This window comes from Lewinella sp. IMCC34191 (assembly GCF_003390935.1).
GTDB lineage: Bacteria > Bacteroidota > Bacteroidia > Chitinophagales > Saprospiraceae > Neolewinella.
Map to the genome: position 1 here is coordinate 357324 of NZ_QNQZ01000001.1, position 12136 is coordinate 369459.

Consider the following 12136-nt stretch of genomic DNA (forward strand, 5'->3'; position numbering starts at 1 on the left):
GGGGTAGGCCGTTAAAGCAAAGCCTATGAAATCAGTCGGTCAAGCGGCCGTTGGAGAAGGCAGGGTGGAAAGAAAGGCCAGCGTATCGACGCCATCGGCATAATCGGCTAGTGCCGGCGACTGGGCCTCCCCGAAGTCGAAGGTTTTTTCGGGCAGCAGACCAGGAGTGGCAACTACTAATTGTATTTCCTCCCGCCGTTGGCTCAATTCCTGCGCTACGTCGCCCAAATCCTTGTATGTCGAATAAAAGATCCCCGCGATGTGACTGGCGATCGCTTCGTCTTCCCGCACGATAACGGCACCGGTATACCGGAAAGCTTCCTTATTGAGCGTCAGCAGCGCGAAATTGTAGTCGAAGTTGTTTTTCCACTTGGTATGGTTCTGCAACGTCTTCCATTCGTGTAGCACATCCATAAGTGGACCGAAGTCGTAGCCCTCGGGCACGTAAAGTTTAGACACGTTACGGCATCCCAGGCCGTAGTAGGCGAATATGTCCCGTCCAAGCCGGCGCAGGTCGTCCGTGCTTTCCTTGCCGGTCAGGACGGCCACGGCGTTCCGGTTGCGCCGGATGATGTGCGGGTACTTGCCGAAGTAGGCTTCGAAGTATCGCGAGCTGTTGTTGCTGCCCGTAGCGATAATGGCGTCGAAACCGGCCAGCTTCTCTACGATCTCGAAATAGGGTAGGGTGGCGGCATCGATAGCACTGAGCAGTCGAAGGAGGTAGGGAAGAACGTAAGGGTCCTTGCTACTGAGTTTGATCTGCGCGCGGTGGCCGGCTACGAAAACGGCAATAATATCGTGCATGCCGACGAGCGGGATATTCCCCGCGAGCACCAGCCCGACGGTTTGATTCGGGCGGCGGAGCGCAGGTTTAGCGAGCGTCGGATAATCCGCGGCCCAATCCCGGAGCTTGTCTCCATTCAAGAACTGATCCAGAATGGCTCTGAGCGCTTCTTGCTGCGCCTCCATGGTAAACCAGCCGTTATTGAATTCGGTCCGCTTCATCAGGGCGTGTAGGAACTCGTCGTCACCGGATTTCAGTTTTTGGCCGAGTTGGTCTAAGGCGGCTATTCGTTGGTCAAGCGTCATGCGCGGTTGGATATTTGGGGCGGTCGGGCCGGACAAAAGCGTCCGGCCGTGCAATGGGTACGCCCGAAGAAAAGGTTAGGTTCAGACCGCGTGGCGACGGTTTGTTTACCGCGTATATCCACCATATCGAGTTATTTACCCTACTTTTGCCCCCGACACTATTTGTAACAACAACATACGCGACCCTTCCATCGACAATTCGCGACCCTATTGGTCCGGTAAATCCTTCCGCTTATTCGGGAGATCGAGTGGGTGGGTGCCTAATTTGCCTCGCCCACGAGAAACTACCAAGATAACCGATTGGCATAGCTGCTACTAATCAACCAACGGGCCGGAAACGGCAGTCGGTTGGCTTATTTAGCGCCATGTTATCGACTTTCGGATTGAATCACTAGTATTTGTTAATTGCTTTCGCTTTTCAAGACTTAATCACCTTCCAAATATCTCAAGCTTATCAGCTTAACCCTAAATCTTGCCTGACATGATGAACTTTAACTCGTATACAAATCGGGTTTTCCCGATTTTCCTTTTTATCGCGCTCTTCTCCTCTTTCGCCCTGCTGGCCAAGAGCGAAGGCGCTACCGCCGTTCCCTTTGCCGCCTACATGGAGGCAGAGTGCGCCACCGTCGGTGAAAACTGGCTGACCGAAGAAAGTGAAGAAGCCTCCAACGGATCTTACGTCGTCATCGGCGAGAATCTCCGTAGTGTAGATGTCGTTCCCGATGACGTTCCGGCCAATTACGTACGCTTTACCCTGAACGTCCAGGAAATGGACGAGTACTTTATCTGGGGACGCGTTGAAGGACAAGCTCCCGACAACGACTCGTTCTGGGTCCGCGTTAACGGTGGCGATTGGGTTCGCTGGAGCCGCCGCGTAGGGGACGAGGATGGCTGGGCCTGGCGCCAGATCACCAACAGCCCCTATACCGTAGAAGCCGGTGAAATGACCATCGACTTCGCCTACCGCGAACGGAACACCAAGCTCGACAAAATCCTGGTGACCACCCTGAATATCACCCCCACCGGTATTGATCAACCCGCCTTCAACTGTGGCGATCAGACCGACTGCGAACGTAACCCGGAAGCCTGCGCCGATCAGGTCTGGATCGAAGGTGAATGCGGTGACCTCGGCAGCGAATGGAGCTACCAGAAGAACGCCAACGTCTCCAATGGAGGCTACGTGGTCAGCCGCCTGGCCGCTAACATCACCGAACCCGCGGGTACGGGACTCCCCGGACAGATCACCTACACCACGAAGGAGATCAGTGCCGGCACCTACTACCTGAACTTCCTGATGAACGCCCGCGGCGACGACAGCAACTCTTTCTGGGTCAAGGTTGACGACAATCCCTGGATCAACTTCGGTACGGAACTCGACGATGACGATTCCACCCTCCTTACCGATGGTTTTGAATGGAAGCGCGTAAGAGCTGAAGGCGACTCCACGAAATTTGAACTCGAAGCCGGTTTCCACACGATCTACGTAGCCCGCCGCGAATCCGGCGCCTACCTGGATAAAATCTTCATGAGCCAGAAGGATACCCTTCCCACCCAATTCGGAAGCTACGTCCTCGGCTGTATGGAAAATGAAGCTACGCCCGTACGTCCGTCGCTGGATATGGAAGCAAGCCTCGAAGTGTACCCGAACCCCGTCGCTGAGCGCCTGACCTTCAGCATGACTACGGACGAGGTTAGCGGACGCGTGGAAGCCGCCGTATTCGACTTCTCCGGCCGCCGGATGCAGGTTCGCGCCTTCGATAAAGGTAACCGTACCCTGACCGACGATCTCGACGTGTCTAACCTGCCGAAGGGCGTTTACCAGCTCGTACTGACCTCCGAACGGGGTGTCGTGAGCCGCAACTTTGTAAAGCTGTAATTAATTACCTCCCCTCCGCCGCCAAACGGCGCAGGAGGCTAATATTTCGCTCCGGAATCGCATCGACATCCGGATAGCCGGCAACCGCTTCCGCCACCCCTTCGACCCGCAACAACTGCAGGACGGGGTGGGGGGAGCGGTTTGTTGTATTGGCCGGGTCCTCCGGCTCAAGCCCCGCGAAACAATAGTCGGGGTGGAAATGCGCCAGCTGGACCAAAGACTCCGCCCCGGAACTGGCCAGTACCTCTTCTATCTCCTCCACGAAGTCGAGAAAATCCGGGAAATAATTTAATGTTTCCGGGAAAACGATTAGCTCGGTTTCTACGGATTCCCGGGGCTCCCCGACCAAATTTTGGATGCGGCCCATGCTCCAGTAAAATGCTTCCTCGGCGGTTTCCGCCGGACATTGCTCGTAACGGACCCTCCCCTCCCGTAGGGGACGGGCGGCAAAGGGGCAGAGCCCTAACCGCACCACGAAGTTCTCCACCCACTGCCGGGTTGCTTCCCGCGAATTCAAGGTTCCAGTTGGTTGTTGGCCCTCCGGTGATCCACGTAGTGGTGCCAGCGGTCCAGGCAGCTTTGCATGTCCTCTGGTAATTCGCTGTCGAAGTGGACGTACTCACGGCTTACCGGATGGATAAAGCCGATACTCTTGGCGTGCAGCGCCTGCCGGGGGCAGAGGGCAAAGCAGCGCTCTACGAAGGTTTTGAATTTGCTGTAGACGGTCCCCTTGACGATCCGGTCGCCGCCGTACTTTTCATCCGAAAATACCGGGTGGCCGAGACTGCCCATGTGTACACGGATCTGGTGCGTCCGGCCGGTTTCGAGCTTGAGCTCGCACAGACTGACGTAGTACATATCGGAGAGTGTCCGGTAGTGCGTGATGGCGACCTTACCCTCGTCTTCGTCGAAGACGGTATACTTCTGCCGGAAGCGGGGGTGGCGGCCGATATTCCGTTCGATCGTACCGTCGGGCGGCTCCGGTGCTCCCCAGACGATCGCCTGGTAGGTCCGGTCGATGCTGTGGTCGAAAAACTGACGCGCCAGGAAAGACATGGCGCTTTCCGTCTTGGCGATGACGAGCAACCCCGAGGTGTCTTTGTCGATGCGGTGAACGAGGCCGACGCGGTCGTTGTCGTTCCCCGGCAGCACGGGGATGTCGGTATCGGAAAGGTAGTGCGCCAGGGCGTTCACCAGCGTGCCGTCGGGGTTGCCCACTCCGGGGTGGACGACCATGCCGGGGGGCTTGTGGACGATAAGGATGGCCTCGTCCTCGTAGCGAATGTCGAGGGGAATATCCTGGGGCACGATTCCGTCGGGTCGGTCGCCGTGCCGGGGGATGACAATCGAGATCAATTCCCCCGGGGAAAGTTTATGATTGGGTTTGACGGGCTGCCCGTCCACCAGGATGCTTCCGGACCGGATGCCGTTCTGAACGCGATTGCGGCTGACCCGGGGGAGCTTGTCGGTCACGAATTTATCGATCCGCACCGCTTTCTGCTTCGGATCTACGAGAATCTCTTGAACCTCGTACATTTCCTCCTGTTCGTCTTCCTCTTCCATGTCGCAAAGGTAGCTTCGCGCGAAGGACCTACGGCATGGCTCGAACTGTGGGCAGCATGCCTTAACTTAGTGCATTTGCCAGTATCTCATTTTAGTAATCACTTTTGGTAGCAATCTACCCAAAGCGCACCCACTACAAGCATGAAACTAGCCAGCTTTTCCGTTAAGGATCCCCGGCTTACCCAACGAAATCCGCCCCACCAGGTACCCCTGGTAGCCGCTTCCAGCTTCGTTTTCGATTCCATAGAGCAGGGTATCAATATTTTCGACGGCGTGGAGGCCGGACACATCTACGGACGCTTCGGCAATCCAACCGTGGACGCCGCGGCCGACAAGATCGCGCAGCTGGAAGGCTTCGGCGGAGACTTCGAAACCTATGGGCTCTTCTGTGCCAGCGGCATGGCGGCCATTTCGACGGTCCTCCTCGGGCTTTGCGAAACCGGCGATACCATCCTGACGCAGGAAGACCTGTACGGCGGCACCAGTTCCCTGATCGATACCCTGGCACCGCGTGGCATTAGCCGCGTGACCGCCGATCTGCGCGACAGTGAACGATTAGAGGACAAACTTGCCGAAAACGAAGGTTTTTGCATCGTCTACGTAGAGACCCCGAGTAATCCTACGCTCCGCTGTACGGACCTGGACTACCTGGCCGATCTTACCCACCACTACGGCGCCCTGTTGATCGTCGACAATACCTTCGCTACGCCGGTAGTACAGCAACCCCTGCTATCGGGTGCCGATATCGTCATCCACAGCACGACCAAGTACCTAAATGGACACGGTACCGGCGTGGCCGGTGCCATCGTTTGCCGGGACAAAGACCTGCTCGAACAAAAGTTTCGACCAATTTACCAGCTGTACGGGGGGTCGGGTAACCCCTGGGATGCCTGGTTGGTTTTGAACGGCCTGAAGACCCTTCCCCTGCGTATGGAACGCCACTCCCGTAACGCCGCCGCGGTAACCCACTACCTGCTGGAGCATTCGCGCGTAAAATCCGTCAACTACCCCGGTATTCCCGGCCACCCCGACTGCAGTGCCATCGACAAGCAGATGAAGTTGCACGGCGGTATGCTGAGCTTCGAGCTTGAAGGAGGGATCGACCAGGCCAAGGCCTTCATGAACCGGCTGAAGTTCTGCACCCTCACCCCGACGCTGGGGGACGTGGACAGCCTGGTGCTTCATCCCGCCACCATGAGCCACCGGAGCATTCCGCGGGAAATACGGCTCCGCAACGGCATTACCGACGGCCTCATCCGGCTTAGCGTAGGCATCGAGGACGTTGGGGACATTATCGCGGATCTGGAGCAGGCTATCGGGTAATACGCCCGGGCAGTTCTCGTTAGTAAGTAGTGAGATATCCAACTTCCCATAACCCTTACCCGCCGCTTCGCATCATCAAAATTTGGGTTATTTCGATCGCGCTTTTGGTGCCCGGTGCCGCGATGGCTCAGTTTACCGGATCCGATTTGGAGCTGGCGGCCGGGGCGGTTAACCCGTTTGGTACGGGCGCGGGATCCGGTCCGGCGGCCACCATCTCGCTTAATCACGGTTATACCCTTTACCGTCGCCTGTACGGACGCGTTGGCTTGGGAATAGGATACCGTAATTACGTAGTCAATGATGAAGAGGCGCTAATTGTCGATGGAGAAGCCCAGCGCTTTCGTCGCCACCTGGAATTCAAGGAGTTCGGAGGCCGGGCCTCCGCCGCGCTTGGCGTAGCGTTGGGTAAGTGGTCCGTAGAACTAGGACTGGCCTACCTGCGGCTCCTCTATCTCAACTCCAGAATTACGACGGCTACCTACCACGACAACGGCCAGCAAATATCGGAGCCCTACACGGAAGTTCTGCCCTATCGGACAATGGTACCCGACAAATACGAAGGATCATATCACAACAGACTTCACACCAACTGGCTCGGCCATGCCGCCCTAAACCGCCAGTTGACGCCCAACCTCTTCGTAGGTCTGCGCTACGCCCTCCACACAAGACGGCCAGTATTCGTGCATACTAATGACTTTGAGTGCGATTCGAGCGACCCCGACGATTCCTGCGATCGCATTCCCCGTTTCAGCCGGCAAATACCCGCCAGGCTTGGATCCGTTACCCTCTCCGTACGCTACCGCTTCGCCAAAAGACGCAACGACTAACCGACTAAAGAACTAGCAGAGTAACGAACGAGCAGACTAAAACACCAAGCCCTACACATCCGCTATCTTTGTGCGCCAAAGCCGAATGACATGTCCGCCAAAGCGACTTACGATAGCAGCCAGGTAGAGAAAAAGTGGTACGCCCACTGGATGGAGCACGACTACTTCCGGAGCGAGCCCGACGAGCGTGAGCCCTATACCATCGTGATCCCGCCGCCCAATGTCACCGGCGTGCTGCACATGGGGCACATGCTGAACAATACCATTCAGGATATCCTGATCCGAAAGGCCCGCCTCGATGGCAAGAACGCCTGCTGGGTACCCGGAACGGACCACGCCAGTATCGCCACGGAGGCCAAGGTCGTCCGTCGGTTACGCGAGCAGGGCGTCAAGAAATCGGACATCGGCCGCGACGAGTTCATGAAGCATGCCTTTGCCTGGAAGGAAGAATTCGGCGGCATCATCCTCCAGCAGCTGAAGCTTCTCGGCGCGAGTTGCGACTGGTCGCGGACCCGCTTCACCATGGAGCCTAAACTCTACGATGCGGTCATCAAAGTCTTCGTGCAGCTCTACCGCAAGGGTAAACTCTACCGTGCCCAGCGCATGACCAACTGGGATCCGGAAGCACAAACGGTACTCAGCAACGAGGAGGTCATCCACACGGAAGAGAACGGAAACCTGTACCACGTACGCTACCGGGTCGAGGGCACGGACGATACCTACATCACGGTCGCGACCAGCCGCCCCGAGACCATCATGGCCGATAGCGGACTGGCCGTACATCCCGATGACGAGCGCTACGCCAACTTCCAGGGACGCAAGGTCATCGTGCCGCTGGTAAACCGCGTGGTTCCGGTAATTGCCGACGACTACGTGGATCCCGAATTCGGAACCGGTGCGCTCAAGATCACCCCGGCGCACGACCCCAACGATTACGAGCTCGGGCAGAAGTACGGGCTGGACATCTTCGATACCATCAATGCCGACGGCACCCTCAACGAACTCGCCGAATACGCCGTTGGGCTGGATCGCTTTGAAGCACGCACCGAAATCGTCAAAATGCTCAAGGAGCGGGGCGACCTGGTCGAAATCGAGCAGTACCGCACCAGCGTAGGACGCAGCGAGCGCACGAACGCCGTCGTCGAGCCGCGGCTGACCCTTCAGTGGTTCATGAAAATGGACGAAACGGCCGCCACCGCGCTCAAGGCCGTCACTTCCGGGGAGGTCACCTTCCACCCGGAGAATATGGTGAATATGTACCGCTCCTGGCTCAACCCGGAGAACGTCCGCGACTGGTGCGTCAGCCGCCAGCTCTGGTGGGGACAGCGTATTCCCGCCTGGTACCACGGCGACGAGGTCTACGTAGCCGAAACGGCCGAGGAAGCCCTCCTGGACGCCCAGCACCACCACCCCGGTCTGACCATGGAGGATCTGCATCAGGACGAGGACGTGCTCGACACCTGGTTCTCCAGCTGGCTATGGCCGATGTCCGTCTTCGATGGCTTCGGTGAGGATAAGACCGAACTGGCCTACTACTATCCGACGAACGACCTGGTCACCGGCTGGGACATCATGTTCTTCTGGGTGGCCCGGATGATCATGGCCGGCTATGAATTCAGCGAAGAGTTGCTGGGGGAAGACTTCGTGCGGGAGAACGGAAAGCAGCCCTTCCGTGACGTATACTTCACGGGTATGGTCCGGGACCAGAAGCGGCGGAAGATGTCCAAGTCGCTCGGAAACAGCCCCGACGCGCTGGAACTCCTGCGCATCTACGGGGCGGACGGCGTCCGTTACGGTATGCTGTCCAGCGCCGCCGCAGGCAACGATATTGTTTTCGATGCGCCCCTGGAGGATGGCAAGGCACTGAACGAAAGCCAGCTCTGCGAGCAGGGACGGAAGTTCTGCAACAAGATCTTCAACGCGAATCGACTCATTCAGAGCTTCGAGGTCGCCGATCGCGAACCCGATCCCGCCGCCCGTCTGGCGACCGAGTGGATCGAGGCCAAACTCAACGCCACCATTTCGGAGGTGGACCGCCTGATCGCCGAGTACCGACTCAGCGAGGCCATGGTAACCCTCTACCGGCTAATTTGGTCGGACTTCTGCAGCTGGTACCTGGAGGCTATTAAGCCCGACGACGGCACGATTGCGCGTGCTACTTACGACGCCGCTATCTCGGTATTCGAGCGGTTGATGATCCTGCTCCACCCCTTCATGCCCTTCATCACCGAGGAAGTTTGGCACCAGCTCCGCCACCGCAACGAGGGCGAAGACTGCATCGTGGCGACCTGGCCTACGGCGGGTGATTACGATCGTGATTTACTGCGTCGCTTCTCCGTTCTACAGGACGCGGTCAGCCACATCCGTGACGTGCGCAACCAACGCGGCATTTCGCACGGCGAAGCGCTGGGCCTGGCGGTAAAGGAGAGCGATTCAAGCAACCAACTTTTGCGGCGGAGCGCAGGTGAAACAGCCTTTCTCCAACGGGCGGGCGTACTCCGTTCCGTAGACATGGTTGAGAGCGCGCCCGAAAATGGCCTTCCCTTCCTCTTCGGAAACGATACGGCTTACCTGATGCTCAACGAAGAGGTCGATCTCGCCGCGGAGCGTGCCAAAACCGAGGAAGAACTGCAGCGCCTGCGCGGCTTCTTAAAGGGCGTAGAGAAAAAACTCTCCAACGAACGCTTCGTCGCGAATGCCCCAGACCAGGTAGTCGCCCTGGAACGCAAGAAACAAGCCGACGCCCAGGCCAAGATCGCCAGCCTCGAAAAAATGCTCTAACCCGCCACAGTACGACGCTGTCTCCGACAGCGAAGTAAAACGCTGTCTCCGACAGCGCAGGTACAACGCTGTCTCCGACAGCGCGGTAAAATGCTGTCTCCGACAGCGCAGGTACAACGCTGTCTCGGACAGCGATCCCACCGCTAACGCAACACATCCGCCCCTCAAGTGTACCTTAGTACATGCTCCTCGACCAACACGGCCGGCAAATCAAATACCTCCGGTTAGCGGTAACGGATCGGTGTAACCTGCGCTGCCGCTACTGCATGCCCGAGGAAGGCATCGCCTTCGCCGCCCGGGAGGCCCTGCTCGACTACGACGAGATCCTTTTCCTCACCGGCGTCCTGTCGCGGATGGGGGTCGAGAAGGTCCGGCTCACCGGTGGCGAACCCCTCGTGCGCCGCGAGCTGACTACGCTGGTGGAAGGTTTGGGCAAACAATTTCCCAAGCTGGCCATGACCACTAACGGGATCTTGCTACCTCGCTACCTCGAGGAACTGATGGCCCACGGCCTGCGGACCTACAACCTCAGTCTGGACACCCTACGTCCGGAGCGCTTTACGCGGATCACCCGGCGCGACAACTTCGAGGGTACGATGGCGGCCCTCCGCCTGCTCCTCGAAGCCGGTTGCCGGACCAAGATAAACATGGTCGTCATGCGGGGCATTAACGACGACGAACTCTTCGATTTCGTGGAACTCACGCGGGATGAAGAGCTGGATGTCCGCTTCATCGAGGCGATGCCCTTCAACGACGACGACGGTAACCACGACGTATTCCTATCGTACGACGCGATGCGCCTCAGGCTGCTGGAACGCTACCCCGACCTCATCCGCGACCAGGAGCAGGGCGGAAGCGCGGTGACCTTCCAGGTGCCGGGATACCGGGGTAGGGTAGCCATCATACCCGCTTACAGCCGCTCCCTCTGCGGTACCTGCGACCGGCTCCGACTGACGCCGCGGGGCACTATGCTGAACTGCCTTTACTCCACTCAGGGTCTGGAACTACTGCCGCTGCTGCGGAGCGGGATATCGGAAGAAGAACTGGAATCCCTCATCCGCGAATACGTCTACGGCAAATACGCCAGCGGTCACGAAACGGAACGCCGCGAACAACAGGGGAATATTTTTGCGAGTATGACCAGTATCGGCGGCTAAACTAACCGACTATGCCTCTTTCCCACCTCGACGAAACCGGTCGGCCCGCGATGGTCGACGTCGGCGACAAAAAAGTAACAAAGCGGACGGCGACCGCGACCTGCCGCGTGGTCATCGGGCCGGAGATCATGACCGAATTGCGCGGCGGTAACTTCAATACCAAGAAGGGCTCCGTCATACAGACGGCCGTGATCGCGGCCACCATGGGCGTGAAGCAAACCGCCCAGGTCATTCCGCTCTGTCACCCGCTGCCGATCACCGGTTGCCAGGTGGCCATCGATGAGGAAGGGAACGATACCCTCGTGGTCAGCTGTACCGTACGCACGGAAGGGAAGACGGGCGTTGAAATGGAGGCGCTGCACGGGGCTTCGGTCGCAGCGCTGACCATTTATGATATGTGCAAGGCCATGTCGCACGACATTGAAATAACGGACCTCCGCTTGCAGCAGAAGCAGGGCGGTAAAAGCGATTACCGGCGTGGCGAATAAGCGATATGCCCGACAGACCGTACTACCGGAAGTGGGGCAAGAGGGACAGGAAAAACTCGCCGCCGCCCGGGTGGTGATCGTAGGTTGCGGCGGTTTGGGGAGCCCGGCGGCCGCCTATCTGGCCGGGGCCGGCGTAGGCTCACTGCGCCTTATCGACGGCGATCGCCCGGATGCGACGAACCTCCACCGCCAGGTTTTCTACGATGCCGGTGCCGAAGGAAGTAAAGTGGACCAACTTCGCAATCACCTGGAACGACTTAATCCGGAGATACGGGTAAACACCATTGGTAAATACCTCGCCGCCGCAAATTGTAAGGTCCTCCTACAGGGGGCCCATCTCGTGCTGGACTGTACCGATGACGCGCTGACCAAGCATCTGCTCAACGACGCCTGCGTCCATCTGGGTGTTCCGCTGGTCTATGCGGCCGCTCAGGGTTACAGCGGTTATGTCGCCCTGTTTGAAAACCAGCCGGGGGGGATCAACCTACGCGATGTCTATCCCGAGCCCGACCCCAGTATGCCGGACTGCGCGACCGCCGGCGTCCTGCCCACCGCGGTGGGGATCGTGGCTATGCTGCAGGCCAACGCCGCCCTGTGCTACCTGCTGGGTATCGGCGATCCCCCCATCAACCGCCTCCTCACCTACAACGCCCTGGATAACAGCCAGCACCGCGTCAAGCTGCAAAAGTTATACCCCAAGACCATTCCCAAACCCTGGACGAGGGGAAGCAAAAATGGCCGGCACGACAAGCTGGAGGTCGTGCACGATACGCTGACCCCATCTGGTTACGATGCTATCTTCAGTATGCTCTCCCCGGATCGCGAGCCCGAGCTTCCCACCGGCGTGGAACGGCTGGACCAGCGGAACCCCTACGGCCAGTGTATGGAGAAAATGACGGAGGGGGGCAAGTACCTACTCTACTGCAATTCCGGAAAGCTCAGCCTGGTCCTGGCCGCCCAGATCGCCAAGGCCCGGCCGCAGGTGGAGGTAGTGAGCTTACGGGGTGGGATTAAGGGGGTAGTGCGGTAGTC

Annotated in this window: 10 protein-coding genes; 7 read left to right on the top strand and 3 right to left on the bottom strand. The window is 58.4% G+C overall.

The window, feature by feature from the left end:
• Positions 1-39 precede the first annotated feature (39 nt).
• Positions 40-1089, bottom strand: a complete 1050-nt coding sequence (locus tag DRW39_RS01460; RefSeq protein WP_116105214.1) for an acyl-CoA reductase — start codon at positions 1087-1089, stop codon at positions 40-42.
• Positions 1090-1570: 481 nt separating this feature from the next.
• On the opposite strand from DRW39_RS01460, the gene DRW39_RS01465 reads away from it, so the two are divergent.
• Positions 1571-2965: a T9SS type A sorting domain-containing protein gene (locus DRW39_RS01465; RefSeq protein WP_116105215.1), complete on the top strand. Its 1395-nt coding sequence runs from the start codon at positions 1571-1573 to the stop codon at positions 2963-2965.
• Between the two features lie 4 nt (positions 2966-2969).
• Here DRW39_RS01465 and DRW39_RS01470 read toward each other — a convergent pair whose 3' ends face one another.
• Both DRW39_RS01470 and DRW39_RS01475 read right to left on the bottom strand, forming a co-directional pair.
• Positions 2970-3482: a DUF1415 family protein gene (locus tag DRW39_RS01470; RefSeq protein WP_157975855.1), complete on the bottom strand. Its 513-nt coding sequence runs from the start codon at positions 3480-3482 to the stop codon at positions 2970-2972.
• Positions 3479-4528, bottom strand: coding sequence for an RluA family pseudouridine synthase (locus DRW39_RS01475; RefSeq protein ID WP_116105217.1), 1050 nt, complete (start codon positions 4526-4528; stop codon positions 3479-3481). Before DRW39_RS01475 ends, DRW39_RS01470 begins: the two co-directional genes overlap by 4 nt.
• A gap of 141 nt (positions 4529-4669) precedes the next feature.
• Between DRW39_RS01475 and DRW39_RS01480 the strand changes: the two genes are divergently transcribed.
• The 6 genes from DRW39_RS01480 (at position 4670) to DRW39_RS01505 (ending at position 12134) form a co-directional block, all read left to right on the top strand.
• Positions 4670-5851, top strand: coding sequence for a trans-sulfuration enzyme family protein (locus DRW39_RS01480; RefSeq protein WP_116105218.1), 1182 nt, complete (start codon positions 4670-4672; stop codon positions 5849-5851).
• A gap of 29 nt (positions 5852-5880) precedes the next feature.
• On the top strand, positions 5881-6678 hold the full coding sequence (locus DRW39_RS01485; protein WP_157975856.1) for a hypothetical protein: 798 nt from the start codon (positions 5881-5883) through the stop codon (positions 6676-6678).
• Positions 6679-6768: 90 nt separating this feature from the next.
• Complete coding sequence (locus DRW39_RS01490; protein WP_116105220.1) at positions 6769-9459, top strand: valine--tRNA ligase; 2691 nt, start codon at positions 6769-6771, stop codon at positions 9457-9459.
• Positions 9460-9641: 182 nt separating this feature from the next.
• Complete coding sequence (gene moaA, locus DRW39_RS01495; RefSeq protein WP_116105221.1) at positions 9642-10616, top strand: GTP 3',8-cyclase MoaA; 975 nt, start codon at positions 9642-9644, stop codon at positions 10614-10616.
• An 11-nt stretch (positions 10617-10627) separates the two neighbouring features.
• Complete coding sequence (moaC, locus tag DRW39_RS01500) at positions 10628-11104, top strand: cyclic pyranopterin monophosphate synthase MoaC (RefSeq protein WP_116105222.1); 477 nt, start codon at positions 10628-10630, stop codon at positions 11102-11104.
• The gene (locus tag DRW39_RS01505; protein ID WP_157975857.1) at positions 11094-12134 is read left to right on the top strand and encodes a HesA/MoeB/ThiF family protein; all 1041 of its coding nucleotides are present in this window, start codon (positions 11094-11096) and stop codon (positions 12132-12134) included. The genes moaC and DRW39_RS01505 overlap by 11 nt, the downstream gene beginning before the upstream one ends.
• Positions 12135-12136 lie beyond the last annotated feature (2 nt).

What these genes read in the sequence shown, in the direction of transcription:
- DRW39_RS01460 (WP_116105214.1), bottom strand. Translation starts at nt 1,089, where the DNA reads ATGACGCTTGACCAACGAATAGCCGCCTTAGACCAACTCGGCCAAAAA.
- DRW39_RS01465 (WP_116105215.1), top strand. Translation starts at nt 1,571, where the DNA reads ATGATGAACTTTAACTCGTATACAAATCGGGTTTTCCCGATTTTCCTT.
- DRW39_RS01475 (WP_116105217.1), bottom strand. Translation starts at nt 4,528, where the DNA reads ATGGAAGAGGAAGACGAACAGGAGGAAATGTACGAGGTTCAAGAGATT.
- DRW39_RS01480 (WP_116105218.1), top strand. Translation starts at nt 4,670, where the DNA reads ATGAAACTAGCCAGCTTTTCCGTTAAGGATCCCCGGCTTACCCAACGA.
- DRW39_RS01490 (WP_116105220.1), top strand. Translation starts at nt 6,769, where the DNA reads ATGTCCGCCAAAGCGACTTACGATAGCAGCCAGGTAGAGAAAAAGTGG.
- moaA (WP_116105221.1), top strand. Translation starts at nt 9,642, where the DNA reads ATGCTCCTCGACCAACACGGCCGGCAAATCAAATACCTCCGGTTAGCG.
- moaC (WP_116105222.1), top strand. Translation starts at nt 10,628, where the DNA reads ATGCCTCTTTCCCACCTCGACGAAACCGGTCGGCCCGCGATGGTCGAC.